General features: G+C 68.8%; 29 protein-coding genes and 2 tRNA genes. 16 read left to right on the top strand and 15 right to left on the bottom strand.

Annotated features, from left to right (window positions below; translation table 11 throughout):
* Nucleotides 1–15 precede the first annotated feature (15 nt).
* The 3 genes from FMM06_RS08470 to FMM06_RS08460 are packed head-to-tail and all read left to right on the top strand — an operon-like array spanning nucleotide 16 to nucleotide 1313.
* Nucleotides 16–240, top strand: coding sequence for a F0F1 ATP synthase subunit C (locus tag FMM06_RS08470; protein WP_144236819.1), 225 nt, complete (start codon nucleotides 16–18; stop codon nucleotides 238–240).
* Between the two features lie 21 nt (nucleotides 241–261).
* On the top strand, nucleotides 262–702 hold the full coding sequence (locus FMM06_RS08465; protein WP_144236818.1) for a F0F1 ATP synthase subunit B family protein: 441 nt from the start codon (nucleotides 262–264) through the stop codon (nucleotides 700–702).
* Entirely contained in the window at nucleotides 699–1313 is a 615-nt protein-coding gene (locus FMM06_RS08460; RefSeq protein ID WP_144236817.1) for a F0F1 ATP synthase subunit B family protein, read from the top strand. The genes FMM06_RS08465 and FMM06_RS08460 overlap by 4 nt, the downstream gene beginning before the upstream one ends.
* Before the next feature lie 5 nt (nucleotides 1314–1318).
* On the opposite strand, the gene FMM06_RS08455 is transcribed toward FMM06_RS08460, so the two are convergent.
* Together FMM06_RS08455 and FMM06_RS08450 are read right to left on the bottom strand one after the other, a co-directional pair.
* Nucleotides 1319–1978 carry a hypothetical protein gene (locus FMM06_RS08455; protein ID WP_144236816.1) on the bottom strand — a complete coding sequence of 220 codons (660 nt, stop codon included), beginning with the start codon at nucleotides 1976–1978 and terminating at the stop codon, nucleotides 1319–1321.
* A 7-nt stretch (nucleotides 1979–1985) separates the two neighbouring features.
* Complete coding sequence (locus FMM06_RS08450; RefSeq protein WP_144236815.1) at nucleotides 1986–2618, bottom strand: glutathione S-transferase family protein; 633 nt, start codon at nucleotides 2616–2618, stop codon at nucleotides 1986–1988.
* Nucleotides 2619–2816: 198 nt separating this feature from the next.
* On the opposite strand from FMM06_RS08450, the gene FMM06_RS08445 reads away from it, so the two are divergent.
* Nucleotides 2817–3320, top strand: a complete 504-nt coding sequence (locus FMM06_RS08445; RefSeq protein ID WP_144236814.1) for a GNAT family N-acetyltransferase — start codon at nucleotides 2817–2819, stop codon at nucleotides 3318–3320.
* Here the strand turns inward: FMM06_RS08445 and FMM06_RS08440 are convergent.
* Nucleotides 3317–3736 carry a hypothetical protein gene (locus FMM06_RS08440; protein ID WP_144236813.1) on the bottom strand — a complete coding sequence of 140 codons (420 nt, stop codon included), beginning with the start codon at nucleotides 3734–3736 and terminating at the stop codon, nucleotides 3317–3319. The two genes, FMM06_RS08445 and FMM06_RS08440, sit on opposite strands and share 4 nt — an antisense overlap.
* A 47-nt stretch (nucleotides 3737–3783) precedes the next feature.
* Between FMM06_RS08440 and FMM06_RS08435 the strand changes: the two genes are divergently transcribed.
* The 3 genes from FMM06_RS08435 to FMM06_RS08425 are packed head-to-tail and all read left to right on the top strand — an operon-like array spanning nucleotide 3784 to nucleotide 6076.
* Nucleotides 3784–4353 (top strand): DUF1285 domain-containing protein, encoded by a 570-nt coding sequence (locus FMM06_RS08435; protein ID WP_144236812.1) that lies wholly within the window; start codon nucleotides 3784–3786, stop codon nucleotides 4351–4353.
* On the top strand, nucleotides 4350–4937 hold the full coding sequence (locus tag FMM06_RS08430; protein WP_144236811.1) for a CoA pyrophosphatase: 588 nt from the start codon (nucleotides 4350–4352) through the stop codon (nucleotides 4935–4937). The genes FMM06_RS08435 and FMM06_RS08430 overlap by 4 nt, the downstream gene beginning before the upstream one ends.
* On the top strand, nucleotides 4934–6076 hold the full coding sequence (locus FMM06_RS08425) for a CCA tRNA nucleotidyltransferase (RefSeq protein WP_144236810.1): 1143 nt from the start codon (nucleotides 4934–4936) through the stop codon (nucleotides 6074–6076). Before FMM06_RS08430 ends, FMM06_RS08425 begins: the two co-directional genes overlap by 4 nt.
* Nucleotides 6077–6413: 337 nt before the next feature.
* On the opposite strand, the gene parC is transcribed toward FMM06_RS08425, so the two are convergent.
* The 9 genes from parC to FMM06_RS16775 form a co-directional block, all read right to left on the bottom strand.
* Nucleotides 6414–8663: a DNA topoisomerase IV subunit A gene (parC, locus tag FMM06_RS08420; protein WP_144236809.1), complete on the bottom strand. Its 2250-nt coding sequence runs from the start codon at nucleotides 8661–8663 to the stop codon at nucleotides 6414–6416.
* 43 nt (nucleotides 8664–8706) lie between these two features.
* The gene (locus FMM06_RS08415; protein ID WP_144236808.1) at nucleotides 8707–9432 is read right to left on the bottom strand and encodes an alternative oxidase; all 726 of its coding nucleotides are present in this window, start codon (nucleotides 9430–9432) and stop codon (nucleotides 8707–8709) included.
* Nucleotides 9433–9573: 141 nt separating this feature from the next.
* Nucleotides 9574–10863 (bottom strand): OmpP1/FadL family transporter, encoded by a 1290-nt coding sequence (locus tag FMM06_RS08410; RefSeq protein WP_144236807.1) that lies wholly within the window; start codon nucleotides 10861–10863, stop codon nucleotides 9574–9576.
* 38 nt (nucleotides 10864–10901) lie between these two features.
* Nucleotides 10902–11666 (bottom strand): DNA repair protein RecO, encoded by a 765-nt coding sequence (recO, locus tag FMM06_RS08405; protein ID WP_144236806.1) that lies wholly within the window; start codon nucleotides 11664–11666, stop codon nucleotides 10902–10904.
* Between the two features lie 24 nt (nucleotides 11667–11690).
* Entirely contained in the window at nucleotides 11691–12179 is a 489-nt protein-coding gene (locus FMM06_RS08400) for a PEPxxWA-CTERM sorting domain-containing protein (RefSeq protein WP_144236805.1), read from the bottom strand.
* Nucleotides 12180–12463: 284 nt separating this feature from the next.
* Entirely contained in the window at nucleotides 12464–13357 is an 894-nt protein-coding gene (gene era / locus FMM06_RS08395; RefSeq protein WP_144236804.1) for a GTPase Era, read from the bottom strand.
* Nucleotides 13354–14016 (bottom strand): ribonuclease III, encoded by a 663-nt coding sequence (rnc, locus tag FMM06_RS08390; protein ID WP_185965104.1) that lies wholly within the window; start codon nucleotides 14014–14016, stop codon nucleotides 13354–13356. Before rnc ends, era begins: the two co-directional genes overlap by 4 nt.
* Complete coding sequence (gene lepB / locus FMM06_RS08385; protein ID WP_144236802.1) at nucleotides 14013–14861, bottom strand: signal peptidase I; 849 nt, start codon at nucleotides 14859–14861, stop codon at nucleotides 14013–14015. The genes rnc and lepB overlap by 4 nt, the downstream gene beginning before the upstream one ends.
* A gap of 57 nt (nucleotides 14862–14918) precedes the next feature.
* A complete protein-coding gene (locus tag FMM06_RS16775) occupies nucleotides 14919–15221 on the bottom strand; it encodes a hypothetical protein (RefSeq protein WP_185965103.1) in 303 nt (100 codons plus the stop codon).
* A gap of 113 nt (nucleotides 15222–15334) precedes the next feature.
* Here FMM06_RS16775 and pgi point away from each other — a divergent pair, with 113 nt between their 5' ends.
* The 3 genes from pgi to FMM06_RS08365 all read left to right on the top strand — a co-directional run bounded on the left by pgi (nucleotide 15335) and on the right by FMM06_RS08365 (nucleotide 18430).
* Nucleotides 15335–16870: a glucose-6-phosphate isomerase gene (pgi, locus tag FMM06_RS08375; RefSeq protein ID WP_144236801.1), complete on the top strand. Its 1536-nt coding sequence runs from the start codon at nucleotides 15335–15337 to the stop codon at nucleotides 16868–16870.
* A gap of 17 nt (nucleotides 16871–16887) precedes the next feature.
* Nucleotides 16888–17415, top strand: a complete 528-nt coding sequence (locus FMM06_RS08370; protein WP_144236800.1) for a DUF7010 family protein — start codon at nucleotides 16888–16890, stop codon at nucleotides 17413–17415.
* Nucleotides 17416–17554: 139 nt separating this feature from the next.
* Nucleotides 17555–18430 carry a hypothetical protein gene (locus FMM06_RS08365; protein ID WP_144236799.1) on the top strand — a complete coding sequence of 292 codons (876 nt, stop codon included), beginning with the start codon at nucleotides 17555–17557 and terminating at the stop codon, nucleotides 18428–18430.
* Between the two features lie 3 nt (nucleotides 18431–18433).
* On the opposite strand, the gene FMM06_RS08360 is transcribed toward FMM06_RS08365, so the two are convergent.
* Complete coding sequence (locus FMM06_RS08360) at nucleotides 18434–19642, bottom strand: serine hydrolase domain-containing protein (protein ID WP_207790255.1); 1209 nt, start codon at nucleotides 19640–19642, stop codon at nucleotides 18434–18436.
* A gap of 10 nt (nucleotides 19643–19652) precedes the next feature.
* The gene (locus FMM06_RS08355) at nucleotides 19653–19874 is read right to left on the bottom strand and encodes a DUF6356 family protein (protein WP_144236798.1); all 222 of its coding nucleotides are present in this window, start codon (nucleotides 19872–19874) and stop codon (nucleotides 19653–19655) included.
* Between the two features lie 80 nt (nucleotides 19875–19954).
* Between FMM06_RS08355 and FMM06_RS08350 the strand changes: the two genes are divergently transcribed.
* The 3 genes from FMM06_RS08350 (at nucleotide 19955) to FMM06_RS08340 (ending at nucleotide 23402) form a co-directional block, all read left to right on the top strand.
* Nucleotides 19955–20030: transfer RNA gene (locus FMM06_RS08350), tRNA-Val, on the top strand.
* Nucleotides 20031–20123: 93 nt separating this feature from the next.
* The gene (locus FMM06_RS08345) at nucleotides 20124–20705 is read left to right on the top strand and encodes an outer membrane protein (RefSeq protein WP_144236797.1); all 582 of its coding nucleotides are present in this window, start codon (nucleotides 20124–20126) and stop codon (nucleotides 20703–20705) included.
* 213 nt (nucleotides 20706–20918) lie between these two features.
* Entirely contained in the window at nucleotides 20919–23402 is a 2484-nt protein-coding gene (locus tag FMM06_RS08340; RefSeq protein WP_144236796.1) for a TonB-dependent receptor, read from the top strand.
* Between the two features lie 54 nt (nucleotides 23403–23456).
* Here the strand turns inward: FMM06_RS08340 and FMM06_RS08335 are convergent, their stop codons facing one another.
* Nucleotides 23457–23921, bottom strand: a complete 465-nt coding sequence (locus FMM06_RS08335) for an Lrp/AsnC family transcriptional regulator (protein ID WP_144237154.1) — start codon at nucleotides 23919–23921, stop codon at nucleotides 23457–23459.
* 137 nt (nucleotides 23922–24058) lie between these two features.
* Between FMM06_RS08335 and trxB the strand changes: the two genes are divergently transcribed.
* The 3 genes from trxB to FMM06_RS08320 all read left to right on the top strand — a co-directional run bounded on the left by trxB (nucleotide 24059) and on the right by FMM06_RS08320 (nucleotide 26299).
* Nucleotides 24059–25072: a thioredoxin-disulfide reductase gene (trxB, locus tag FMM06_RS08330; RefSeq protein WP_144236795.1), complete on the top strand. Its 1014-nt coding sequence runs from the start codon at nucleotides 24059–24061 to the stop codon at nucleotides 25070–25072.
* Nucleotides 25069–25989, top strand: a complete 921-nt coding sequence (locus tag FMM06_RS08325; protein WP_235889168.1) for a LysR family transcriptional regulator — start codon at nucleotides 25069–25071, stop codon at nucleotides 25987–25989. The genes trxB and FMM06_RS08325 overlap by 4 nt, the downstream gene beginning before the upstream one ends.
* Before the next feature lie 238 nt (nucleotides 25990–26227).
* Nucleotides 26228–26299: transfer RNA gene (locus FMM06_RS08320), tRNA-Ile, on the top strand.
* Nucleotide 26300: the final 1 nt, after the last annotated feature.

Here is a 26300-nt window from a genome sequence, read left to right as displayed (position 1 = left end):
GCAAAGGACTTTGACATGGAAGCTGAAGCAGCAAAGTACATCGGCGCCGGCCTGGCCTGCACCGCGCTCCTGGGTGCCGGTATCGGCATCGGCAACATCTTCGGCCAGTATCTGTCGGCCGCGCTGCGCAACCCGGCGGCTGCCGCCAGCCAGCGCACCAACCTGCTGCTCGGCTTCGCACTGACCGAGGCGACCGGCCTGTTCGGCCTGCTGATCGCGCTGCTCATCCTGTTCGGCTAAGAACTGCCGTAAAGGGTTACAATGCCTCAGCTCGATACCTCGACGTTCAGCGGCCAGATCTTCTGGCTGCTGGTCGCCTTCCTCATCCTATTCGCGGTGGTGCGCTCGGTCGCGGCACCGCGTCTGATGGGCATGGCGGCGCGGCGTGCCGACCAGCAGGCAGCGGACTACGCCGCTGCCGAGGCTGCCCGCGCGCTCGAGAACGCCAAGCAGGCCGAGCACGAGGCGGAGGTCGAGGCGGCGCACGTCAAGGCGCGCGCCGAACTCGCCACCGCGACCGACGCGGCGCGCGCGCAGGCAGCTGAGAAGCTCGCCGAGCTCGGCGCCCGGCTGAAGGCGCAGGACGAGGCCGCCAGCGCCGCGCTGGCGACCACCCGCACGGCCGCCGAGGCCGACCTGCAGGTCGTCGCCGACGATGTCGCGAACGACCTGGTGAAGCGCCTGACCGGAGCAGCGGCATGAGTGCGCCGAACGACAACGCGCCGATCGCGCAGACCGACGCCCCCGCCAACACGCCCGCGGGCGAAGCGACGATCGGCATCGAGGGCGTCTCGGCGACCAACAAGACCGTCGCCGAGGTCGAGCATTCGAGCGACGTCGGGCCGTTCTACACCGATCCGACCTTCTGGGTCGGCGTCGGCTTCCTGCTCTTCGTCGCGGTCTTGATCTATCTCGGCGTTCACAAGGCGGCGGCGAAGGCGCTCGACGACCGCGGCGTCAAGATCAAGCACGACCTCGACGAGGCCGCCCGGCTGCGCGCCGAGGCCGAGGCACTGCTCGCGCAGGCCGAGGCACGGCTGGCCGGATCGGCGGGCGACGCGGCCCGCATCGTCGAGCAGGCGCAGCGCAATGCCCGCGAGATCGCCGAGCAGGGCTCGCGCGACCTCGACGCGCTGATCGCGCGCCGGTCGAAGGCCGCCGAGGAGCGTATCGCGGCGTCCGAGCGTGCGGCCGAGGCGGCGCTGCGGGCGCGTGCGGTCGACATGGCGACGGCGAAGGCCCGCGCCGTTCTGGCGGGTTCGGATGCCGGCACGCAGACGCGCCTGACCGACACGGCGATCGCGGCGCTCTAGCCTCTTTACCGGGGCGACTTGCGGTCCAGCAGGGCCAGCAGGCGCCTTTTGAGCACCGCCGCTTCGCCATGATGCTCGGCAAGCCGCTGCCGCTTTCTGGCGGCCAGCCGCTGCTCCGCCAGAGGATGCCGAGGTATTGAGCGCTGCATGCGCGCGGCGCTGGCGGGTTCGTCGCCATCGTCGACCCGCACCCACGGCTGCCGCAGCAGCCAGTCGCGCAGCATGAACCGCAAATCGTCGAACGACGGGCTTTGTGCGCTGAGCCGATCGTCGAACGGCTCGAAGAGTTCGCGTGCGGTCGCTTCCTCGCCATCGGCATAGAGATCGTTGACCCGGTCGCGGTTTGCGACAGCGAAGGCGGCAAAATCCCGCAGCAGCGCCCCATGCCCCGCGAACTCCAGCCTATCGAAAAGCTGCGCGGCCCGGTGCCACGAACCCGAATTCTCATCGGTGTTTTCCGAGACCAGCGCGTGTCCGCTGTTCGCCCACCGGGCAAGATAATCCCAGAGGTCATCGAACCGCACGGCATCCTCGGGAAGCTCGTCGAGTTCGTACCCCGCCTCGTCGATCGCCATCTGAATGACCTGCGACGCCCACGCGCCCGCCTGCCAGCAATTGTCGGCCTCGGCCTCGCTGGCCGGGATGACGATCTCGGTCAGGCGCACAGGCACGCTAGGCCTTGGCGCTCGGCCTTGCCGAAACCCCTGCGTACCATGACAGCGTCGCGGCGTGCGTCTCGGGCAACCGGATCCGCACCCATTTCGCGAAGTCGACGACGACCATCGCGGTGATGTCCGCCACCGAATAGGCCTCGCCGCCGACGAACGGGCTGGCCGCCAGCCGCGCCTCCAGTCGCTCGAGGAAATGCGCGGTCAGCAGCGCGCCGCGTTCGGCCAGCTCCGCCGACTGCGGCAGCGACGGTGCGGCCCCTGGCATCGACCGCCCGGCGAAATTGGGCGAGCGGTTGCGGAACACGCCGGCAACCGCGAACAGCCCGTCGAACTCGCACTGGCGCTGCCAGCTCTCGATCATCGCCTGCTCGATCGGCGTCGTGCCGAACAGCGGCGGCGAGGGGTGCATCGCCTCGAAATAGCGGCAGATAGCGATCGATTCGTCGATGATGCTGCCGTCGTCGAGGACCAGGGTCGGCACCACGCAGCGCGGGTTGATCGCGCGGTAGGCGTCCGACAGGTTCGCGCCGCCGGGGATGTCGACCTCCTCGCGCTCGACCTCGATACCCTTCTCGGCGAGGAAGATGCGCACCCGGCGCGGGTTGGGCGCGAGGCCCATGTCATAGAGTTTCATGCGGACCTTCCCCGTTCCTCGCGCGTTGAGGCGCTTCGAGTATGATATTGCACGGGTGCGCGATGCCTGATAGCGGCGACGGAGTGAACCCGATGCAAAGCCTTCGACGACTCTGACCGTCGCGCCAGCCGGCGCGGCGGGGGACGGTTGAGCGGCCGTCCAGCCAGAGCTTCGAGCCTTTTTCCGGGACTTTCCACCATGATCACGACCGCCACGGCGCACGACGCGCCGGCCATCGACTGCCTGCTCGACGCCTGCTTCGGCCCTGCGCGGCGTTCGCGCACCGCCTATCGCCTGCGCGAGGGTGCCGAGCCGTTGCCCGACCTCAGCCTCGTCTTCCGCGACGAGGGGATCGCCGCGTCGATCCAGCTGTGGCCGGTGGCGCTGCGCGAGCCGCGCGGGCGAGTGCACATGCTGACGCTGCTCGGGCCGCTCGCGGTGTCGCCGGCGCGGCGCTGCGAGGGACTGGGCAAAGCGTTGCTGACCGGGGCCCTGGCGCGCGCCGATGCGGCGGGAACCGGACCGGTCGTGCTGATCGGCGACATGCCCTATTACGGCGCCTTTGGTTTCGAAGCCGGCCCGACGCAGCGCTGGACGGTGCCGGGCCCGATCGACCGTGCGCGGCTGCTGGTCCGCAATGGCACGCACCTGCCCGAGATCGCAGCGCTCGAATCGATCGCCGAGCGCCGTCTCGCCGCCTAGCGCCGCGCGCCGAGTTCGGTGACGTAGCGCATGACGCGCAGGCTGCCGTCCTTCGCCTTGTCGTCGGCGAGGTCGAACGTGTAGCGCGCGCCGCGGGCCGGCTCCCAGCCGCCACAGCCGTCGGTGGTGTTCCAGTAGGCATAGCTGATCCGGCGGCGTGCGCCGGTCGCGTCATCGACCAGTTCGGCGCTGCCGAAGACCAGCTGTTGGCCGACCTCGGGCGTCTTGTCGCCGGGCTCGCTGACACTGCCCGCCGCGATATGCCCGCTGATCGTCGCGATCGGCGTGCGGAAGCGCAGCTCGCGCTCGTCGGTGAAGGGCTCGCACGACGGGCGCGTGGTGGCGCGGTCGGGCGTCGGTGCGGCGACCGCGGGCGCGGCGGCGAGGACGAGGAGCAGGGCGAGCAAACGCGGCACGATGACCCCCTGTAGCTTGGCCGCAACAGCGTATAGGAAAGCGCACGATGAATGAAGACCTGGCCTCGACCCGCGACAGTGCGGGCACCGCGCTGGCCGAGCTGATTGCGGCGATTGGCCACCTCAAGCTGCCGCCGGTTGAGCTGTGGCATCCGACGCATTGCGGTGACAGCGACATGCGCATCGCCGCCGACGGCACGTGGTGGCACGCCGGCACGCCGATCGGCCGGCCCGAGCTGGTGCGCCTGTTCTCGACGATCCTGCGGCGCGAGGCCGACGGCTCGTACGTGCTGGTGACGCCGGGCGAGAAGCTCGACATCGTCGTCGACGACGCGCCGTTCGTCGCGGTCGAGGCGACCGTGGCGGGGGAGGGGGCCGATGCCACGATCGCTTTCCGCCTCAACACCGGCGACCATGTCGTTGCGGGGCCTGAGAATATCCTGCGCGTCGAGACTGCCGCGGACGGCACGCCGCGCCCCTATCTGCACGTGCGGCGCGGGCTCGAGGCGCTGGTCGCGCGTGCGGTCTTCTACCAGCTGGCCGAGGTCGCGCTCGCCGCCGACCCGCCGGGGGTGTGGAGCGGGGGCGTGTTCTTCCCGTTCGGCAGCGCGGCATGAGCCTGGCGGAGCGGCTGCGCGCCGCGACCGGCACGACGCGCGCGGCCTATGGCGGCGACTGGGCAGTGGCGGCGCACGCACCCGATCCGGCGCGCGTGCTGACCGATGCCGCCGTGCTGATCGCCGTCATCGACCGGCCGGCGCCGACGCTGCTGCTGACTCGGCGCACCCAACATCTGCGCCGGCACGCGGGGCAGGTCGCCTTCCCCGGCGGCCGAATCGACCCCGGCGACGACGGGCCGGTCGCGGCGGCGCTGCGCGAGGCGCAGGAGGAAGTGGCGCTCGATCCCGGCGCGGTGACCGTCGTCGGCACCACCGACCTGTACGAGACCGGGACGGGCTATTCGATCACCCCAGTGCTCGGGATCATCCCGCCCGGCCTGCCGCTCGCGGCGAACCCCGCCGAGGTCGACACGCTGTTCGAAGTCCCGTTCGACTATGTCCTCGACCCCGCCAATCACCAAGCGCGGACCGGCGAGTGGCAGGGTCGCGAGCGGCGCTTCTACGTCATCGACGCGGGCGGGCACGAGATCTGGGGCGCGACCGCGGCGATGCTCGTCAACCTGTCGCGGCGGCTGGCGTGAAGCTGCCGCCGCAGGATTGGCTCGATGCGCCGGGCGTGCGCGCGGTGCTCGCGGCGCTGGGCGAGGCGAGGCCGGTCGGCGGTGCGGTGCGCGACGCGCTGCTCGGGCTGCCGGTATCGGATGTCGACCTCGCGACGCCGCTGGCGCCCGCGACTGTCGTCGAGCGGCTGCGCGCGGCGGGCCTGAAGGCTATCCCGACGGGCATCGCGCACGGCACGGTGACCGCGCTGGCGTACGGCGAGACGATCGAGGTGACGACGCTGCGCCGCGACGTCGCGACCGACGGGCGGCACGCGACAGTCGAGTTCTCGACCGATTGGCGCGACGACGCGGCGCGCCGCGATTTCACGATCAACGCGCTGTCGGTCGACCCCGACACGATGGAAATCAGTGACTTCTTCGGCGGGCTTGACGATCTCGACGAGCGTCGGGTGCGCTTCATCGGCGTGCCCGCGACGCGTATCGCCGAGGATCATTTGCGCATCCTGCGCTTCTTCCGCTTCCACGCGCGCTTCGGGCGCGGCGAGCCCGATGCGGAGGGCCTCGCGGCGTGCGCGGCGCGTGCCAACGACCTGATGGCACTGTCGCGCGAGCGCATCCGAGGCGAGATCTCGAAGCTGCTCGTCGCGGATGGCGTCGTGCAAGTTGTCCGGACAATGGTCGCGCACGGCATCCTGACGCCGGTGCTGCCCGAGGTGGCGGGCGTCGAGCGGCTGGTGCAGCTCGCGGCGGTCGAGCCGGCGCCCGACTGGCTGCGGCGGCTCGCGGCGCTGCTGCCCGGCGATGTTGCCGTGCTCGACGATGTCGCGGTGCGCCTCCGCCTGTCGAACGCCGAGCGCAAGCGGCTGGTGGCGATGGCGGCGCCGCCACAGGCCGATGCGCGGGCGGAGGCGTATTGGGACGGTCTCGACGCGGCGGTCGACCGGCGGCTGTTGGCGGGTGTGCCTGCCGATGCGGCGCTGAACGGGTGGGTGAAGCCGCGCCTGCCGATCTCGGGCCGCGACCTGATCGCGCGCGGCGTGCCACCGGGGCCGGAGGTCAGCCGGCGGCTGGGGTATTTCGAGCGGGCGTGGGTCGCGGCGGGGTTTCCGAAAGATGTCGACCAGCTCGTCGAAGCAGCGGTCGCAGCACCAATTTAACGGTCGTCATCCCCGCGGAGGCGGGGACCCAAGGTCACCAAAGGTCGAGGCTGGCGGGTGCTGGGTACGTCACTGCGTTCGGGGACTTTGGGTCCCCGCCTTCGCGGGGATGACGAACTAGTTTCAGCGCTTCTTCTTCGTGCCTTCGCGCCTTCGCGCCTTCGCGTGAAACCCGATGTCCCAGCCCGTCCAACGAGAGGGACCGAAGAATCTCACGCAAAGGCGCGAAGGCGCGAAGGCGCGAAGAAGAAGCGGGCCTGCTACATCCGCCGCAGCGCGAATAGCGCCAGCACCAGCGCGCACACTAGGCCGATCACGCTGATCATCTGCTCGTCGCTCATCCGAACCTGTTATCCCTCGGGAAACCCTGCGGCGGTAACCGCCCCGCACCGCCGCGCGCGCCCTGCCACGCGGCAAGATCGGTCTCGGTGCGCGTGCGTGTCCCCGCGCCCCCCATCGTCCAGCTGAGGCCCTGCGCCAGCACGAAGGCACTCGCGTCGGCCAGGCCGCCGTCCTTGTACTTCTGCAGCGCGACGCCCTGGCCGCGCGTCATCACCGGCACGTCGGCGAGGGCGATGACGAGCAGCTTGCGGTTGTCGCCGACCAGCGCCAGCGCGTCCGCCTCCGCCGCGAGCGGCCGTACGATCGCCAGCGTGGAACCGGCGCGCGGCGTCATCACCTGGCGGCCCTTGCGCGTCTCAGCCAGCAGGTCGTCGCCCGCGACAATGAAGCCGCGCCCGTCGTTCGCTGCGAGCAGCAGCTTGCTGCCCGGCACGTGCGCGAAGACGCGGACGATTTCGCCTTCCAGGTCGATCATCAGCTTCAACGGCTCGCCGAAGCCGCGCCCGCCGGGCAGGCGGTCGGCGGCGAGCGTGTAGAAGCGGCCGTTGGCGGCGGCGACGACGATGCGGTCGGTGGTCTGGGCGTGGAAGGCGAAGGCAGCACCATCGCCCTCCTTGAACTTCAGTGCCTCGGCACCCGCCAGGTCGGCGTGGCCCTTCATCGCGCGCACCCAGCCCTTGGCCGAGACGATGACCGTCAGCGGCTCCTTGTCGATCATCGCTTCGAGCGGGATCAACATGACCGGCGGCGCGTCGGCGATCTGCGTGCGGCGCTTGCCCAGCACCGTCTCTGGACCGTAGCGCGCGCGCAGCGTCGCGAGGTCGGCGCCGATCCGCTCGCGCTGCTGCGCGGGCGAGGCGAGCAGGGCGCGCAGGCCCTTGGCCTCGGCGGTCAGCGCCTTGTTCTCCTTGTTGATCTCCAATTCCTCGAGCTTGCGCAACGACCGTAGCCGCATGTTGAGGATGGCCTCGGCCTGGCGCTCGGTCAGCTCGAACGCCGCGATCAGCTCGGCACGGGGGTCGTCCTCGTAGCGGATGATGCGGATCACCTCGTCGAGGTTGAGATAGGCCTTGAGCAGCCCGGCGAGGATCTCCAGCCGGTCGTCGATCTTCGCCAGCCGGAACTCAGTACGCTTGGTTAGCACGTCGAGCTGGTGGTCGAGATAGGCGCCCAGCACCTCGCGCAGCCCCATCACGCCGGGACGGCGGTTCTTGTCGAGGACGTTGAGGTTGAGCGGGAAACGCGTTTCGAGATCGGTCAGGCGGAACAGACTCTCCATCAGCACAGCGGGCTCGACGTTGCGGCTGCGCGGTTCGATGATCAGGCGGATCTGGGCGTCGGACTCGTCGCGCACGTCGGCGAGGATCGGCAGCTTGCGGTCGTTGATTAGCGCCGCGATGTCCTCGATCAGCTTACCCTTGATGACCTGGTACGGCATCTCGGTGACGACGATCACCCAAGTGCCGCGGCCGAGGTCCTCGACCTCCCACTTGGCGCGCAGGCGGAAGGACCCGCGGCCGGTCGCGTAGGATTCGCGGATCGACGCCGCGCTCTCGACGACGACGCCGCCGGTCGGGAAGTCGGGGCCGGTGAACTTCTCCAGCAGCGCATCGAGCGGCGTCTCGGCATCGTGGAGCAGCAGCGCGGCGGCGTCGACGATCTCGGCGACGTTGTGCGGCGGGATCGAGCACGCCATGCCGACCGCGATGCCGGCCGCACCATTTGCGAGGAGGTTGGGGAACAGCGCCGGGAAGACCTCGGGCTCCTCCTCCTCGCCGTTGTAGGTGTCGCGGAAGGGGACGCAGGCCTCGTCGAGGCCGTCCATCAGCTCGGCCGCGGCGGCGGTCAGGCGCGCCTCGGTGTAGCGCATCGCGGCGGGGTTATCGCCGTCGATGTTGCCGAAATTGCCCTGGCCGTCGACGAGCGGGTAGCGCAGCGAAAACTCCTGCGCCAACCGCACCATCGCGTCGTAGATCGATTGGTCGCCGTGCGGGTGGTACTTGCCCATCACGTCGCCGACGACGCGCGCGCACTTCTTGAAGGCCGTGCCGTTCCGGACCGTCCCGTCGGGCTCCATCTTGAGCAGCCGCATCGCCCAGAGCAGGCGGCGGTGGACGGGCTTCAACCCGTCGCGAACGTCGGGCAGCGAGCGGGCGGTGATCGTCGACAGGGCGTAGACGAGGTAACGGTCGCTCAGCGCGTCGGCGAAGTTGGTGTCGAGGATGCGGTCGGTGGGCTCGGGCATCGCCGTTGACTAGGGGCTAGCCCGCGCGCCGACAAGCGGCCGGTCAGGCCACCAGGCGGATGTCGTCGGCGTGTTCGGGATAGGGTGCGACAGCGACCGCACTCGCCGGCGAGCCCGCCAGCTTGCTCGCGAAGCCGTGGTTGATGTCGCGGTGATGCATCTCGTCAGCGCGCACGACGAGCACGACATCGCGCAGCGTGGCGTCGGCGGGCAGCTTCCAGTAGTGCCGCGCGATCGCCGGGGCGGCGACGTTAGGCGAGCGGCCCTCGTCGATTTCCTTCAGGTAGAGCGTGTAGCTGATCACCGCCTCCTCCTCGAAATAGCCGACGATGCGGTGCGCGGTGCGAGCACTGACCATGTAGAGCGCGAAAAAAGCGAGGTAGAAGACGCCCTGCACGAGCTGGATAACCAGCCGCTCGAACCAGGTCGGCTGCGCGATCTGGATGAAAGTCATCAGGTGCATACGCTCGTTCTCGGCCTCCTCCATCAGCGTGCGGATCCAGCCGTGATCGTCCTGCATGCGGCGCAGCGAGGTGAGGTGCTGGATCGTCGCACCGACCATGCCCGGCACTGCGGCGACCGTCTCCAGCACGATGGCGCGGTGGCCGTAGCGCTTGGCGAAGAAGGTATCGGCGCTGAACCGCAGCACCTTGGTGAAGCCTAACGCGAATTGATCGGAGAAGCCGTGCGCGACGTGGTGGACCACGGGCTCGGCGACGCGCTCCTCGGCAAGCGCCTGCGGGGTGGGCGTGAGAAGTGAATTGACCATGACTGTCTCCGGCTATGAAGCGGGAGCACACTGGGTCTCTCAGGCGTCGCTCGCTCCAACGGGCTGCGACGATGCCGGCGTATTAGCATGGCGGGGTTGCCGACCCGCCATGCTAACTCGAATAGTTTCGTAGCCGAAGTGTCAGAAGCGCAGGCTTACGCTGCCTGCGACCATATCGACGTTGCCGGTGTTCTCCGACCGGATGCGTGCGCTGGTCGCTGCTGGGGTGCCGGCAAAGAACGGGTCGGTGCGGTCGATCTGCTTGGTCTTGACGAAGACGTGCGCATAGCTGGCGTTGAGCGCCACCGCCTCGCTGACGCGCATCGTCAGGCCGGTGCTCGCCCAGATGCGGTTGCCGTCGGGGACGCGGGTGGTGCGGAACTCGTCGCGGGTCGGGGTCTGATCGAACATGCTGCCGGCGCGCAGCGTGAACTTGTCGGACACGTCATATTCGACCGCGCCGCTGTAGCTCCACGTGTCGCGATACTGCTGCTCGCTGTTGGCGATCACCGTGCCGTCGGGCGTGCTGACGCGGATGCGTTCGAAACGCGACCAGTTGTACCAGTTGACCGAGCCGAGCAGTCGCAGCTTGTCGGCACCGAATACCGCGCTGACGGTGGCGATGTCGGGCGTGCTGAGCGGCGCCAGGCCGAAGCGCGAGCCGTTGCCGGCAGCGAGCGGGCCGACCAGCCCCTCGACCTGCACCGCACCGTCGAGCGTGTGCTTGACGCTGCTGCGGTAATGGCCGCCGAGGCGCACCTGGCCGAGGTCGACCTGGACGCCGGCGTTCCAGCCGAACGACAGATCCTCGCCGTCGATGCGCGAGCGCGCGTCGGGCAGCGTCGGCGAGACGTTGGGCAGCGCCGAGGTCAGCGACACCTTGAAGGTCTGGATGTCGAACCCGGCACCGACCGAGATACGGTCACTGATCTTGTAGGCGACCGACGGCTGGATGTTGAACGACTTGAGGTCCGAGCCGAGCGAATCGTAGCGGCCGAAGAAGTCCTCGTCATAGATGACCTTCAGGCCGAACGGCGCGCTGATGCCGAGGCCCAGCCACAGCTTCGAATCCGCGACCTGCGCGCTGAGGTAGCCCGAAGGGATGGCGATCGGGCGCGAGAAGGGGTTGCCGCCGTCGCCGCCGCCGGTCGGCAGCTGCAGCGCGGTACCCGCGACGCCGCGGGTCGAGCCGCGGTCCGACTGCGCGCTCTCGATGTCGAGGATGTGGGTGCCGAGCTCGAGGCTGGTGCCCGGCAGGCGCGTCATTCCGGCGGGGTTGTACCAGACCGTCGCGGCGCTATCGCCGATCGCCGCTTCGCCCGCGAAGGCGCGGCCGACTGCGAGGGGCGACTGTTCCTGAAGGAAGAAACCGCCGGCAGCGGCCGGGGTAGCGACAGCGGCGGCAAGCAGAAGCAGCGGGCGAAGGGACATCGGATCTCCAACGTGACGGCCCCCCGGCGGGCGCGTCGCTAGCCGGGCGCGTCCTGCGGTGCAACAGTCGTTATGCCTGTGGCATCGATCAGTGCGACGAGCCGTGCACGCGCCGGCCGCAGCGACGCCGCGGCACCGGTCAACAGGTCGCGCTCGAGGAACCAGCCGGTGGTGCGGAGCGCAGCCGCAATGTCGGGCCAGTCCGCCGCGGCGCGCGGGTCGCGCAGCAGCGCGGGCAGGGGAAGGAGCTTCGCCGCATAGGGTGCCCCCGCGCCCGCACTGACCGCCTGCGCCGACTTGGGGGAGACGTAGATCAGGTCTTCGCGCGCGCCGGTCGCGGCGCAGCTGTCGAGGTCGAGGCCGAAGCCACGCTCGGCGAGCAGCAGCAGCTCGTAGCGTGCGACCCCGGCGGCGGCCTGTTCGGGCGAAGTCCCCGCCGCCATCGCGTCGAGCAGCGCGTCGAGCGCGGCATGGAGGCGCGGCGCGGGCGTGCCCTCGTCGAGGACGGCGGCGGTCAGCGTCGCCAGATATTCGGTGATCGCCGCGGTCAGCCGGTCGAACGCGAGGCCCGCGCGGCTGGTCACCAGCTCGACCGTCGCGGCGGCGAGCTGCGTATCGATGCGCGACCGCAGCTCGACCGCGACGGCGTTGCCCGGCTGCAGGACGGGGCGGATCTTCCGCGACCGCCCGCCGCGGACATAGCCGGCATGCATCCCGTCGGCGGGCGTCAGGAAGCGCACCACCGCGCCATGCTCGCCGTGGGGCAGGGCGGTCAGGACGAGGGCGGTGGCGGTGAGGTGCACGCCACCGTTGTAGCCGCCGGAAACTCAGGCGGCGAGCGTGCGCCGCCGCCGCATCGCCGCGCCGGTCAGGCCGAAGCCGCCGATCAGCAGCGCCCAGATCGTCGGCTCGGGCACCGCTGCGACGTTCAGAAAATAGACCAGATTATCGAGGCCGGCATAGTAGCCTTCGGGGCCGAACTGCAGGACGAAGCCTGTCGTCGTGCTGACGTCCAGGATCGACGTGTAGTGACCGACTTCCGGCGCCGTGAAGGTATCGTTGTCGAGCAGATTATAGCTGAGGTCGTACAGTCGGACTCCCGACCCATAGTCGGCTTGGTAGCCGGCGAAGTCGACCAACTGCAGCACCAGCGTTGTGCCGGGCGCGGTCACCGTGAAGGTCAGTTCGCCGACGAAGCCACTCTCGGCGTAAAGGACGCCGGACAGGTCGCCGTACCCGCCGCTCCACCAGTAGAGCGGCGACGAGACGGTACCGCCGTTACCCAGCGCACCGACACTGCGATAGCTGATCGACAATCCGGGGACGCTGCCGAACCCCTAATCAATGAAGCTTCCGTCCGAACAGCCGCCGGTGCAGGCGTCGGGCTGATCGAAGGTCAGCACCGCCGCCGATGCCGAAGTGGCACCCGCCAAGGCCGTAGCGGCGAGAGCAAGCGTCCGGATGCGCATCGTCGAAAATCCCCGGTTTTTTCCGACAATGCGCCAAGCAAAATACGTGCCACGACTAAACTTCAATAGCTTGTCACGGTACCGCAACGAAAAGTGTAAATCAGGCCGACACTATTCGTTCACAGGCAGCATCACTCCACGAAATCGAGCCCCAGGCCGCGGTAGACATCGCGGTCGTCGCCCCAGTCGGGCTTGACCTTCACGTGCAGGAACAGGTGCACCGCACCGCCGGTCAGCTGAGAGATTGCAGCGCGGGCCTCGCTCCCGATCGTCTTGAGCATCGCGCCGCCCTTGCCCAGCACGATGGCGCGCTGGGTGTCGCGCTCGACGAGGATCTGCTGGTGGATCAGCGTGCTGCCGTCCTTCCGGTCCTGCCATTTCTCGGTTTCGACGGTCGAGGCATAGGGCAGCTCGGCGTGGAGGTGGCGGTAGATCGCCTCGCGGGTGATCTCGGCAGCCATGATGCGCGTGGTCGCGTCGCTCAGCTGGTCCTCGGGGAAGTGCCACGCGCCTTCGGGCAGCGCGGCGGCCATCGCCGCCTTGAGCTCGGGGACGCCGTCGCCGGTTTCGGCGCTGATGAAATACACCTCGTCGAATGGGCAGATCGCGGTCGCCTGCGCCGCCAGGTCGAGCAGGCGCGGCTTCTTCGCGAGGTCGACCTTGTTGAGCACCAGCCAGCGCGGCTCGGTCCGCCCGACCAGGCTCTCGAGGATGGCGATCGCGTCGGCCTTCAGCCCCGACTTGGCGTCGACGACGAAGGCGAGCAGGTCGGACCCCTCCGCCCCCTCCCACGCGGCGCGCACCATCGCGCGGTCGAGGCGGCGGCGCGGCGCGAAGATGCCCGGCGTGTCGACGAGTAGCAGCTGCGACTCCGCCTCGACCGCGATGCCCATCAGGCGGGTGCGCGTCGTCTGCACCTTGGCCGAGACGATCGCGACCTTCTGGCCGACGAGCGCATTGACCAGGGTCGACTTGCCCGCATTGGGGGCACCGACGACGGCGACCGTGCCGCAGCGTGTCGTCATGCGAGTTTCTCCAGCATCTGTGCCGCGGCGGCCTTCTCGGCCTCCTGCTTCGACGTGCCAACGCCTTCGGTCGGCGGATGGCCGCGCACCGTCACCGAAACGCGGAAGTTCGGACGGTGGTCGGGACCGTCCTTCCACACCACGGCATAGACCGGCGCGCCGAGGCGCTTGGCGGCGGCGATCTCCTGCAGGCGCGACTTTGGGTTCTCGGGCGCGGCGCTGCCGGTGTCGATCAGCGGCGCCCAGGCGCGGCGCACGAATGCCTCGGCGGCGGGCCAGCCGGCATCGAGGTAGATCGCGGCGATCAGCGCTTCGGTCACGTCGCCCAGCACGTTGGTCGATTGCGCGACATGGGCGGCACGGGTGGCGCGGTCGAGGATCAGCCGTTCGGGCACGCCCATCGCATGGGCGACTTGCGCGCAGGTGCCTGAATCGACGAGCTGGTGTAGCCGGGCACTCAGCTTGCCCTCGGCCTCGTCGAGATCGTCGTACAGCCACGCGGCGATGACGCAGCCGAGGATACGGTCGCCCAGGAACTCGAGCCGCTGGTAGTTGGGCTGGCCCGCGCTGGGGTGAGTCATGGCGCGGCGCAGCAGCGACGGGTCGGCAAAATCATGGCCGAGCGTGCGCGCCGCCCAGCCGTCGAGGTCGGGAGTCAAAGCGCGGTGCCGATCCGCTCGCGGCGCAGGCTCGACCACCACGTGCGGGGGTCGGCGAGACGCGCGCTGCCGTCGACCGAGAAGAACACCCGGGTCGCGCGGCCGATCAGATTCGATGCGGGCACCAGCCCGACGCCGCCTTCGGCCACCGTCAGCCGGCTGTCGGCGCTGTCGTCGCGGTTGTCGCCGAGCACGAAATAGCTGCCGGCCGGCACCCGGATGGGAGCGGTATCGTCGCGCAGGTCGCCGTCGATCTGGTCGAGCACGGCATAGTCGCGCCCGTCGATCGTCTCGGCAAAGCGCGGGAAGCGGCAGACCGACCGGCCGGCGGCGTCGCGCGTGTGGAAATCGGGGCGGCCGGGGCCGCTGCTGCAATCGGCGGCCTCGCCGAGTGCCACGACGACATCGGCGATGCGGCGCTTGGGCAGCAGGCGGCCGTTCAGCTCGACCTGTCCGCCGCGCAGGCGGACGACATCGCCGGGCACGCCGATGACGCGCTTGATGAAGTCGGTGCGGTTGTCGCGGGGGCTCTTGAAGACGATCACGTCGCCGCGGCGGGGTGCGCGATCGAACAGCCGCCCGTCGAACAGCGGCAGGCCGAGCGGCAGGCTGAAACGACCGTAGCCGTACGGCCATTTCGCGACGAACAGCTGGTCGCCGACCATCAGCGTCGGCAGCATCGATTCGGAGGGAATGTTGAAGGGCTCGTAGACGAAGCTGCGCAGCCCCAGCGCGAGCAGCACGGCGGCGAAGACGATGCGCGCGCCGGCCTTCAGCTGAGCGAACTGCGCATCGGCGCGCGCGCGGTGCGCCTCGCGGGCGGGATCGATCGGAAGCGCAGTCATGGCCAGGTCGCGGCGATTGGCGCGCGCGGCGCCTTCAAGTCAAGCCGCAGAGGGACCCTAGTCGCCGCCGCCACCCCCGCCGCCGTCACCACCCCCGCCGCCGTCACCGCCACCGCCGCCGCCCCCGCCGCTGTCGCCGCCCCACGAGCCGCTCGCGCCGCCGCCGCCGAAATCGCCGCCGCTGCCGCTGAAGTTGCTTTCATAGCTGCCGGTCGAGCCGTCGGTCGGTCCCGCCGAGCCGCCGTACCAGACGCCGTCGGTGGTCGTCGCATCGTAACGGCGGCGGCGCCTGTGGCGCGTGCGCCGGAACAGGATCAGGTAGAGCGAGAGGCAGGCGCACGCGGCGAAGACCCAGACCATGTCGTCCCTCCCGAGGCAGCACGACCGATGTGAGGAGCCGCCCGGCGATTGTCGAGAGGTGCGGCGCGCTGATAGACGCAGGAAGCGCCCCGCCCGCCGCAGGAGACCCGCCGATGCCCGACACCGCCGCCGCCTGGCACCAGCTCGACGCGGCGCATGCGCGCCTGTCGGGCGCCGACCTGAAGGAGCTGGTCGCCGCACCGGGACGGCTCGATGCGCTGAGCTTCGATGTCGAGGGCCTGCACTATGATTTCGCCAAGCTGGCGGTCGACGCGGGCGCGGTCGAGGCGCTGGCGGGCCTCGCGTCGGCAGCGGGGTTCGACGCGGCGCGTGCGGCGCTGTTCGCGGGCGCGGTGGTCAACCCGAGCGAGGGGCGCGGGGCGACGCACGTCCATGCGCGCGGCAGCGGCAGCGGGCCGGCCCTCGCGCAGGCCGCTGCCGACCGGGAGGCGATGCGCACTCTCGTCGAGCGGGTGCGGGGGGACGGTACGCGGCATATCCTGCACATCGGCATCGGCGGTTCGGCGCTGGGCCCGGCGCTGCTCGTCGATGCGCTGGGGGCCGGAGGTGACGGCCCGGCGGTCGAGATCGTCGCCAACATCGACGGCGTCGCGCTGGAGCGGGCGGCGGCGCGTTGCGACCCAGCAACGACGCGGGTGGTCGTCGTGTCCAAGACCTTCACGACGCAGGAGACGATGACCAACGCGGCCTCCGCCCTCGACTGGCTGGCGCGCGGCGGTGTCGCCGAGCCTCGCGCGCAGGTCATCGCCGTGACTGCTGCGCCCGACCGTGCCCGCGCCTGGGGCGTCGCGGCGGACGCGGTGCTGCCCTTCGCGGAGAGCGTCGGTGGGCGCTATTCGCTCTGGTCGGCGGTCGGCCTGCCGCTGGCGCTGCGCTGCGGCTGGGACGTATTCGCCGCGCTGCTCGACGGCGCGCGCGCGATGGACACGCATTTCGAAGGCGTGCCGTTCGCCGCCAACGTGCCCGCGCTGGCGGGGGCGTTCGACGTCTGGGCCAGCGCCGTCGGCGGCCAGGCGACGCGCGGGGTATTCGCCTATGACGAGCGCCTGCGCCTGTTGGCGTCATTCCTGCAGCAGCTCGAGATGGAAAGTAACGGCAAGCGCGTCACCGCCACCGGCGAGCCCATGACCCGCGCGACGGGTGCGGTGACCTGGGGCGGCACCGGCACCGACGCGCAGCATGCAGTATTCCAGCTGCTCCACCAGGGGCCGACCGTCGCGCCGGTCGAGTTCGTCGCGGTGCGCGAGCCCGGGCATGCGATCGGCGGCGACCATCACGCGCAGTTGCTCGGCAACTGCCTGGCGCAGGGCGCGGCGCTGCTGCGCGGACGCACCTTCGAGGAGGCACTGGCCAAGTCGGGCGGCGACCATGCGCTGGCTGCGGCCAAGACCTTCCCCGGCAACCGGCCGTCGGCGACGATCCTCCTCGACCGCCTCGACGCCCGCACGCTGGGCGCGTTGCTCGCCTTCTACGAGCACCGCACCTTTACTGCAGCGACGCTCCTCGGCATCAATCCCTTCGATCAATGGGGCGTCGAGCTGGGCAAGGAAATGGCCAACGCGATGGGGGAGGGCGGGGCGGCCTTCGATCCGTCGACCGCGGCCCTGATGCGTCGCGCGGGGCTTTGAACCGGGGGGCTTACGGCATGAAACAGGCACAGGACGAACTTCGGGCGGCCTATCTGGGCGGTGTGCCGGGGGTCGCGGTGTCGGGCCTCGTCTGGCTGGTCGCCGGTCTGGTGTGGGACGCGCGCGGCCCCGGCACCGCCTTCATCGCGCTGTTCTTCGGCGGCATCGCAATCTTCCCGCTGTCGCTGGCGGTCGCGCGGGCGTTCGGTGCGAAGCCGGCTAGCAAGACCAACCCGCTGAACGCGCTGGGGTTCGAGACGACGGTACCGTTGTTCGCCGGGCTGTTCGTCGCCTATGCGCTGATCGGCCGGGATCCGCCGCTGGCCTTCGCGCTGTTCGCCGCGATCGTCGGCGCGCGCTATTTCGCCTTCGCGACTTTATACCGTGACCGCACCTATTGGGTGCTCGGCGGCGTGATGATGGCCGTCGGCTATGTAGCGGCGATCAAGGCGGCGCTGCTGCCGCTCAACGTCGCGATCTGCATCGGCGCGGTGGAGTTCGTTTTCGCCGCGATCCTGGCCGCACGGCACCGCGCCCGCGCCTGACCGCACCGAGGCGCAACGATTAAGTTTCGCATACAAGCAATTAAATAGTCTCGCTTTTTAGCGGATAATACTGCTCTGCGCGTTCACGATTTTTTTAATGCGGGCGGCTACAGTACGCGTGAGTGCTGGAGTAGCTTTAGTGATCGAACAGAATTCGCGTCTCACGCTGGCCGGGAACCGCCGTTCTGGTCTGCGCATCGCACGACGGATTCTTGCGTCGGCCAGTCTCTTATTTGTATTCGGCGCGGCCGGGCCGGTGTATATTTCGGTATCGTCGCAGGAACCCACGCCGACGGCATCGGCCGGCGAGTGGCCCCTGGTCGAAGCCAAGGACGTCTTCTTCCTCGAACTGCCCGAGCGTATCCTCGGCTATGCGGCAACGGCATCTGCGCCCATACCGGGAAACTACCTAGCGCTGCAGGCGAAGATCACCGCGACACTGCGCGATCCGGAAGTTCTGCAGTCGACACAGATTGCGCTGATATTCCTGCTCCTGCTGGTCGGTGTCGTCGATCATCGCCGCATCGCCGCGTTCGGCAGGGACCTGAGCCGGGCGGCCTGGGCGAAGCTGGTCTCGACGGCGCGCACCATCGTCGAGCTGGCCGAGCAGCCCGCGCCGCGGCCGAACAACCGGCTGCGCACCTTCGAGCCCCTGCTGCGCATTGCCGAGCCCGTGCCGTACAAGGCGTGGCCGACGATGGCGACGTTCGATTATGATTGCGTCGCCCCGGCGCCCCGCCCACGTCCCGCCGAGCGGCCAGCAGCAGCGCCCGGGCCGGCGCCCGAGGCGGCCGCCACGCCGACGCTCGCGCGCTATTGCTTCTATTCGCTGAACCAGTGGGGCATCGTCGACTGCCGTACCGACCACAGCTTTGCCAGCGACGCGGCAGCCTTCACCCACGCCGGGCGCATCGCCGGCACCGGCCGCACCGAAGTCTGGCGCGACGGCGTCAAGCTCGGCACGATCAGTGGCGAGGCCGCGGCCCCCGACTACCGGATGCGCGCCTACGCCTGACGATCAGTCGTCGAGCGCCGCGTAGACCATCGTGCGCACCTGTCGGCGCACCGGGTAGGTCGAGCTGGGGATCAGCTGGGTCATGAACACGCAGGCGAGGTCCTCGGCCGGGTCTACCCAGAAGAAGGTGCTCGCGGCGCCACCCCAGAAATAGTCGCCGTCACTGCCGGGCATCAGCGTGCTCGCGCTGTCGCCGGTCATCGCGAAGCCCAGGCCGAAGCCGACGCCCGCGTACGCCGCCTCGCTGAACATCGAGACCGACATCTCGGCCATGCTCTGGCCGCCGGGTAGATGGTTGGCGGTCATCAGGTCGAGCGTCTTGCGGCTGATCAGGCGCTCGCCCGATGCCGTGCGGCCGCCGTCGAGGCACATCTGCGCGAACTTCATATAGTCGCTTGCGGTCGAGACCAGCCCGCCGCCGCCCGACACGAAGCTGGGCGGTGCGAGGTAGGAGGAGGTTGCGGGATCGTCCTGCAACTCGATGCCGCCCGCCTGAGTCGGCTGATAGCACGCGGCGAAGCGGTGGCCCTGGCCCTCGCGGACGTGGAAGCCGGTATCGACCATGCCCAGCGGCGCGATGATGCGGCGGTGGAGGAAATCCTCGAACTTCTCGCCCGACACGACCTGCACCAGCCAGCCGCAGACGTCGGTCGCCACCGAGTAGTTCCATGCGTCCCCGGGCGAGAATTCGAGCGGCAGGTCGGCGAGCCCCGCGATCATATCGTCGAGCGTGCCCGCCTTCTCGATCTCGCCAATGCGCCGCGCGCGGTAGCCGGCATCGACGTTGGTTCGCAGCTGGAAGCCGTAGGTGAGCCCGCTAGTGTGGCGCAGCAGGTCGACGACCTGCATCGGGCGGGTCACGGGCCGCGTCTTGTAGCCGAGCTTGTCGGTGCCGCTCTCGAAGACCGCGAGGTTCTTCCACGCCGGGATATAGCGGTGGACGGGATCGTCGAGGGCAATGCTGCCTTCCTCGACCAGCATCATCAGCGCCATCGAGGTCAGCGGCTTGGTCATCGAATAGATGCGGAAGATCGTGTCCGCGGCCACCGGACGCCCGCGCTCCACATCCGCCATGCCGGTGACGCCCAAGTGCGCGATCTCGCCGCCGCGCGCGATCATCGTTAACGTGCCGGGGAGGCGCTTTGTCCGGACATATTTTTCATCGAGAAACGTATCGACGCGAGCCAGCCGCGCCGTAGAGAAACCGGTCACTCGCTACCCTTTACAATGTCGGCTGGTCGAAGCGCCGCGGCGCGACCTCGGCATGCAGCTTGAGGATCGCCGTGCTGCCGGTGGTCTTGCACAGCCCCGGCACGACGGCGTGGACGACGCAGGCGAGGCTCGCCACCGCAAGCTTGCGCGCCGTGCCCAGCGATGCGGCCATGTGCTCGAAATAGCCCTCACCGACGGTGCGGGGGTGCTCGATGAACAGGCGCGCGAACATCGTCGGGGCTCCTTCAGGCGGTCGCCTTCGCTATCGCGCATCGTTGCCGCGCTGCCAAGTCGGCGCTAGATGGTCCGCGCGGGCGATTAGCTCAGTTGGTAGAGCATCCCCTTTACACGGGGAGGGTCGGCGGTTCGAGCCCGTCATCGCCCACCATTTGGTCATCCGGCGTTCATCGGCGCGGCGCGATAGGCCCCGCCCCGCGACCGGCGATGGTCGCGGCTGTTTGAACAGCTTGAGGATTACCCCATGAGATTTATCGCTTTCGCAGCGCTGCTGGCGCCGCTTGCCGCCGTTCCGGCCGCAGCGCAGACCGCCGCCACGCCGAACGATCCCACCTTCACCGGCCCGCGCATCGAGGCGCACGTCGGCTATGACCGCCTGGGCACCAATGACACCACGGGCGCGGTCGAAGGCGTCACCTACGGCATCGGTGCCGGCTACGACTATGCAGTCGGCGGCGCGCTGTTGGGTGTCGAGGTCAACGCCGACCTGTCGAACACCGACGAGGTGGCCGGCAGCGGCGTCAACCGGATCGCGATCAAGGCCAAGCGCGACCTGGATGCCAGCGTCCGTGTCGGTGCCATCGTCGGCAGCCGCGCGCTGCTGTACGCCAAGGTCGGCTACGCCAATTCGCGCTTCCGCGTGTCGGCGACCGACGCCCTTGGGACGATCAGCGCCAGCGACAACCTGGAAGGCGTGCGCGCCGGCCTGGGCGTCGAGTACGCCCTCAGCGGCAACTCGTTCGCCAAGGCCGAGTATCGCTACACCAACTACGAGCAGGGTGTGGACCGCAACCAGGCGCTGGTTGGCGTCGGCTTCCGCTTCTAATCCGACCTGCCGAAACGACGAGAAGGGCCCGGTTCACGCCGGGCCCTTTTTTCGTGTTGCTGCGGCGCAACACGTAATGCGCGAGTTCGCTCTGCACGGAACCATGATCCAGATTGCCTTCCAACTGTCACAATCCCGCGCCATTGACGCGCCGGTAAGGGATCACCGGGCAGGTGATTCCCCAGTTCAGCTGCTTCACAAGGACAATCGACGATGCGAAATCTGCGCCTCGGCTGCGCGCTTGCCGCGCTCATGGCAATTCCGACCGGCGCACTCGCGCAGTCGACCGGCTCGCAGGAGCTGGAGGAAATCGTCGTCACCGCGACGAAGCGCAGCCAGGGCATCATCGCCGCCGAATCCGCGCCGAAGCAGCGCGCGACCATCGACTCGGTCTACATCGAAGCCAAGGCGCCGGGTCAGTCGATCCTGGAGACGCTGAACCTCACCCCCGGCCTGAACTTCGTCAACAACGATCCGTACGGCAACTCGGGCGGCAACCTGCGTCTGCGCGGCCTCGACGGCAACCGCATCGCGCTGCTGCAGGACGGCATTCCGCTCAACGACAGCGGCAACTACGCGATCTTCTCGAACCAGCAGCTGGATTCGGAGCTGATCGACCGCGCCGTCGTCAACGTCGGCACGACCGACATCGACAGCCCGACCGCGTCTTCGACCGGCGGTACGATCAACTACATCACCCGCCGCCCGACCAAGGAGGCCGGTGGTTTCATCCAGGGCCAGCTCGGCGAGAACAATTATCGCCGCGGCATCTTCCTGCTGAACAGCGGTGAGTTCGGGCCGTGGGCGACGACGGCGTTCGTCTCGGCGTCGTACACCAAGTACGACAAGTTCAAGGGTCCGGGCTCGCTCGAGAAGAAGCAGGTCAACGCCCGCATCTTCCAGCCGATCGGCAGCAACGGCGACTTCATCAGCATCATCGGTCACTACAACGAGAACCGGAACAACTTTTACCGCAACCTCCGCCTGACCGAATTCCAGCAGAACCGCGAGATCGACCGCGTCGATGTCTGCCCGCGTCCGGCGCCGGGTGCCGGCACGGTCCAGAACGAGGGCGGCGCAGCGTTCCAGCCTTGCGCCGGCACGACGATCGGCGTCGACAGCGGCTATTTCAACCTGTTCGTGAACCCGTCGAACACCGGCAACGTCCGTGCGCAGGGCCGCTTCACCCTGACCGACGGCCTGATCCTGACGGTCGACCCGTCGTACCAGTACACGCTCGCCAACGGCGGCGGTAACGAGGTCGTCTCGGAGCGCGACCAGCGCCTGCAGGGCACGCGCTTCAACCCGCTGACCCCGGTTGCGTCGCAGCCCGGCGTCGACCTGAACGGCGACGGCGACGTCCTCGACTCGATCCGCCTGTATCGTCCGAACAACACCAACACGAACCGCTACGGCCTGAACGCGTCGCTGATCTACAACTTCGACGACAACAACCTGATCCGCGTCGCCTACACCTATGACCGCGCCGAGCATAAGCAGGACGGCCAGTTCGGTTTCCTCGATGCCGACGGCAACCCGGAAAGCGTTTTCGGCGGTCGTAACGCGACGGACATCAAGACGCTCGACGGCACGTCGTTCCAGACCCGCGACCGCAAGTCGGTGGCGCTGCTGAACCAGGTCGCCGGCGAGTATCGCGGCGAGTTCTTCGACAATTTCCTGACCGTCAGCCTCGGCGTGCGCGCACCGTTCTTCAAGCGTGAGTTGAACCAGTTCTGCTACACCACCTCGGCTGGCTTCGCTTACTGCTCGGCTCAGCCGGTCGGCACGATCTCGGTCATCAATCCGGCCAACCCGGGCGCCGCTTACAACAATGCTCGCGGGCCGTTCGTCGGCGAAGTGAAGTACGACAAGGTGCTGCCGAACGTCGGTGTCAGCATCACGCCCGGCGCCGGTCACATGCTGTTCGCTGGCTACTCGCAGAACCTCTCGTCGCCGCGCACCGACGACCTGTACGACGTGCAGATCGTTAACGTGCAGCCCGAGACGACCACGCTGTACGAAGTCGGTTACCGCTATCAGCGCGGCCCGGTAATCGCGTCGATCGGTGCCTATCACTCGACCTTCAAGAACCGCCTGGTGCGTGCCTTCGATCAGGACCTGGGCATCAACATCACGCGCAACGTCGGCGAAGTGAAGTTCAAGGGCTTCGACGGGCAGATCGGTTTCGAGCCGATCCCGCGCGTGACGCTCTACGCCACGTACAGCTTCACCGACACCGAGGTGCAGGATGACTTGGTGCTGCGCCAGTTCCGCCCGAACGCGGCTTCGCCGTTCACCCAGACGCTGCTGCCGGTGAAGGGCAAGGAACTGGTCGAGACGCCGAAGCATCAGGCTGGTTTCCGCGTCGACTATCGCGGTGACGCGTTCTCGGCCGGCTTCGAGATCAAGCATGTAGGCGACCGCTTCTCGACCGACGTCAACGACGAGGTGGCGCCCGCCTATCAGGTCGCGAACCTGAACGCGCGCTACAAGCTCGACGGTCTGGGCCTGCCGGGCTCCTACTTCCAGGTGAACGTGTCGAACCTGTTCAACGAGAAGTACCTCGGCAACATCAGCAGCCAGACCAATCGGAACCAGTTCACGGCATCGAACGGCGACACGGTTCTCGCGTCGTTCCCGACCTACTCGGTCGGCGCGCCGCAGACCTTCCAGGCTGCGCTGCGCCTCGCCTTCTAAACGGGGGTAAACAGACACGACGCGAACGGCGGGCTTCGGCCCGCCGTTTTCGTATCAGGCGTCGACCGGAACGCCGGGCAGCAATTTGGACGTGCGGATCGTCAGCGACGTCTTGACGTGCTCGACGTTGGGCGCGGGCGTCAGCTGCGAGGTCAGGAAGCGCTGGAATTCCTGCAGGTCGTGCGCGACCACCTTGAGGATGAAGTCGATCTCGCCGTTCAGCATGTGGCACTCGCGAACCTGGGGCAGGGCGGCGACATGCTCCTCGAAAGCGCGCAGGTCGGCCTCGGCCTGGCTCTTCAGGCTGACCATCGCGAAGACGGTGATCGCATAGCCCATCGCCTCGGGGTCGAGATCGGCGTGATAGCCGCGGATCGCGCCGGCTTCCTCGAGCGCGCGGACGCGGCGCAGGCAGGGCGGCGCGGTCAGGCCGGCGCGCTCGGCGAGCTCGACGTTGGTGATCCGCCCCTCGCTCTGCAAATTGCGCAGGATGACGCGGTCGATCGAGTCGATGGCCAGACGAGACCGGTGCACTGGCGCAATTCCCAACAAGCGTAACGATATTCGACTATACGAATGTTGCGACCGAACGCAATCTTCCACCGCTGGCGAGAACGTCCTCGAAGTCCTAGATATGGGCCTCCAGGGAGACAAGAATGCCGCCGACCGACCACGCCCGCGTCCTGATCATCGGCTCGGGCCCCGCAGGCTATACCGCCGCGATCTACGCCGCCCGCGCCGCACTCACCCCCGTGCTGATCCGGGGCATCCAGCCCGGCGGCCAGCTGACGATTACTACCGATGTCGAGAACTGGCCCGGCGACGTCAGCGTGCTCGGCCCCGACCTGATGGTCCGCATGGAGGAACAGGCGGCGCACGTCGGCACGCGCCTCGTCGACGACATCGTCGTGTCGGTCGAGACCGGCGTACGACCCTTCGTCGTGATCTGCGATTCGGGCGCGCGCTGGACCGCCGACACGCTGGTCGTCGCGACCGGCGCGCAGGCGCGCTGGCTCGGCCTGCCGTCGGAGACACGCTACCGCGGTTTCGGCGTGTCGGCGTGCGCGACGTGCGACGGCTTCTTCTACCGCGGCAAGGCGGTCGCCGTCGTCGGCGGCGGCAACACCGCGGTCGAGGAAGCGCTGTTCCTGACCAATTTCGCCAGCCACGTCACGCTGATCCACCGCCGCGGCGAATTGCGCGCCGACAAGACCAACCAGGCGCGGCTGTTCGCCAACCCGAAGATCAGCGTGATCTGGAATGCCGAGGTCGCCGAGGTGACGGGCAGCGCGTCACCGCCCGGAGTAACCGGTGTCACCCTGCTCGACATGTCCACGGGACAACCGCGCGAACTCGCGGTCGACGGGCTGTTCGTCGCGATCGGCCACGTGCCGGCGACCGAGCTGTTCGCGGGCCAGCTCGACATGGACGACGAGGGCTATCTGGTTACCGCGCCCGACTCGACCGCGACCTCGGTGCCGGGCGTGTTCGCGGCCGGCGACGTCAAGGACAAGGTCTATCGCCAGGCGGTGACCGCGGCGGCGATGGGCTGCATGGCGGCGCTCGAGGCCGAGCGCTTCCTCGCGCACACGCACGAAGCGGAGCCCACCCCCGGGCCGGCTGCGCCGTCTCTCGCCCCTCCCCGCGGGGAGGGGGTGCAGTCATCGTGAACCTCGACTGGGAAAAGCTGCGCCTGTTCGACTGCGTCGCCGACGCGGGCAGCTTTACCGAGGCGGCGCGGCGCCTGCGCATGTCGCAGCCCGCGCTGAGCCGTCAGATCATGGCGCTGGAGGAAGCGGTCGGCGCCAAGCTGTTCCACCGCCACGCGCGCGGTCTCGCGATGACGCACGAGGGCGAGAAGCTCCACGCCGCGACACACACGATGTCGGAAACGCTCGAGCGCACCCGCGCCAGCATCGATTCGTCGCGCAACCGGCCGTCGGGGGAGATCCGCCTGACCACCACTGTCAGCTTCGGCTCGACCTGGCTGGCTCGGCAAATGGGCGCGTTTCTCGATCTCTACCCCGACATCACGGTCACGATGATCCTGACCGACAATGACGTCGACCTGGCGAAGCGCGAGGCCGATTGCGCGATCCGCTTCCACCCGCCGTATCAGGGCGAGCTGATCCAGAAACCGCTGGTGCCGATCCGCCACCGGCTGTGCGCGTCGCCTGCCTATCTGGCGCGGCATGGCACGCCGCTGAAGATCGCCGACCTCGATGCGCACCGGCTGCTTGCCTATGGCAGTGCCGCGCCCGAGGCCTTGAAGGGCATCAACTGGGCGCTCGAACTCGGCCACGCCGACCGCGCGCGGGTGCCCGCGCTGACGCTCAACAACAGTTTCGGCGTGCTCCAGGCGGTCGAGGCGGGGGCCGGGATCGCCGCCTTGCCCAGCTATCTCATCCGCTTCTCGGGGCAGGTGCAGGTCGTGCTGCCCGAGCTCGAAGGCGCGACCTTCCGGACATTCTTCGTCTATCCGAGCGAACTCAGGAAATCGGTGCGCGTCGGGGCGCTGCGCGATTTCCTCGTCGAGCGCATGACCCTCGATGCACTCGACCTGCCGGGATATGCCCCGGCTGCATAGCTGCACTGCAGCATAAACGTCTGCTCGGCACCTCGTAAGGCGCGCATAAGGACCGTGTTGCCGCTGTCTCAGCGGCGGACCCCCCGGCCACCGCACTCCCCCGCGGTCCCCGGGCGAGGTTCCCGGCCCTCCCTCCCCCCCTTGGCCGGGAACCTGAGGTTTACTGGGCCGGCGATCTTCGGGTTGCCGGCCCTTTTCTTTGTGGCTGTCGCAAGCTAGGCCTCGCATCGCCCGGATGGGGCTGGTAGCTCAATGGTAGAGCAGGCTGCTCATAACGGCTCGGTTGCGGGTTCGAATCCTGCCCGGCCCAC

Source organism: Glacieibacterium frigidum (assembly GCF_007097155.1).
GTDB classification, from domain to species: Bacteria; Pseudomonadota; Alphaproteobacteria; order Sphingomonadales; family Sphingomonadaceae; genus Glacieibacterium; species Glacieibacterium frigidum.
Note: the sequence above shows the minus strand (reverse complement) of the source record. Positions and strands in the feature narration are given on the sequence as shown.

Excerpts from the sequence above, each read along its gene's own strand:
- FMM06_RS08445 (WP_144236814.1), top strand. The coding sequence starts at position 2,817 with ATGATCACGACCGCCACGGCGCACGACGCGCCGGCCATCGACTGCCTG.
- trxB (WP_144236795.1), top strand. The coding sequence starts at position 24,059 with ATGCCGCCGACCGACCACGCCCGCGTCCTGATCATCGGCTCGGGCCCC.
- FMM06_RS16775 (WP_185965103.1), bottom strand. The coding sequence starts at position 15,221 with ATGGTCTGGGTCTTCGCCGCGTGCGCCTGCCTCTCGCTCTACCTGATC.
- FMM06_RS08415 (WP_144236808.1), bottom strand. The coding sequence starts at position 9,432 with ATGGTCAATTCACTTCTCACGCCCACCCCGCAGGCGCTTGCCGAGGAG.
- FMM06_RS08370 (WP_144236800.1), top strand. The coding sequence starts at position 16,888 with ATGAAACAGGCACAGGACGAACTTCGGGCGGCCTATCTGGGCGGTGTG.
- FMM06_RS08345 (WP_144236797.1), top strand. The coding sequence starts at position 20,124 with ATGAGATTTATCGCTTTCGCAGCGCTGCTGGCGCCGCTTGCCGCCGTT.
- FMM06_RS08435 (WP_144236812.1), top strand. The coding sequence starts at position 3,784 with ATGAATGAAGACCTGGCCTCGACCCGCGACAGTGCGGGCACCGCGCTG.
- FMM06_RS08460 (WP_144236817.1), top strand. The coding sequence starts at position 699 with ATGAGTGCGCCGAACGACAACGCGCCGATCGCGCAGACCGACGCCCCC.
- parC (WP_144236809.1), bottom strand. The coding sequence starts at position 8,663 with ATGCCCGAGCCCACCGACCGCATCCTCGACACCAACTTCGCCGACGCG.
- FMM06_RS08355 (WP_144236798.1), bottom strand. The coding sequence starts at position 19,874 with ATGTTCGCGCGCCTGTTCATCGAGCACCCCCGCACCGTCGGTGAGGGC.
- FMM06_RS08430 (WP_144236811.1), top strand. The coding sequence starts at position 4,350 with ATGAGCCTGGCGGAGCGGCTGCGCGCCGCGACCGGCACGACGCGCGCG.
- era (WP_144236804.1), bottom strand. The coding sequence starts at position 13,357 with ATGACGACACGCTGCGGCACGGTCGCCGTCGTCGGTGCCCCCAATGCG.
- pgi (WP_144236801.1), top strand. The coding sequence starts at position 15,335 with ATGCCCGACACCGCCGCCGCCTGGCACCAGCTCGACGCGGCGCATGCG.
- lepB (WP_144236802.1), bottom strand. The coding sequence starts at position 14,861 with ATGACTGCGCTTCCGATCGATCCCGCCCGCGAGGCGCACCGCGCGCGC.
- FMM06_RS08465 (WP_144236818.1), top strand. The coding sequence starts at position 262 with ATGCCTCAGCTCGATACCTCGACGTTCAGCGGCCAGATCTTCTGGCTG.
- FMM06_RS08470 (WP_144236819.1), top strand. The coding sequence starts at position 16 with ATGGAAGCTGAAGCAGCAAAGTACATCGGCGCCGGCCTGGCCTGCACC.
- FMM06_RS08340 (WP_144236796.1), top strand. The coding sequence starts at position 20,919 with ATGCGAAATCTGCGCCTCGGCTGCGCGCTTGCCGCGCTCATGGCAATT.
- FMM06_RS08410 (WP_144236807.1), bottom strand. The coding sequence starts at position 10,863 with ATGTCCCTTCGCCCGCTGCTTCTGCTTGCCGCCGCTGTCGCTACCCCG.
- FMM06_RS08450 (WP_144236815.1), bottom strand. The coding sequence starts at position 2,618 with ATGAAACTCTATGACATGGGCCTCGCGCCCAACCCGCGCCGGGTGCGC.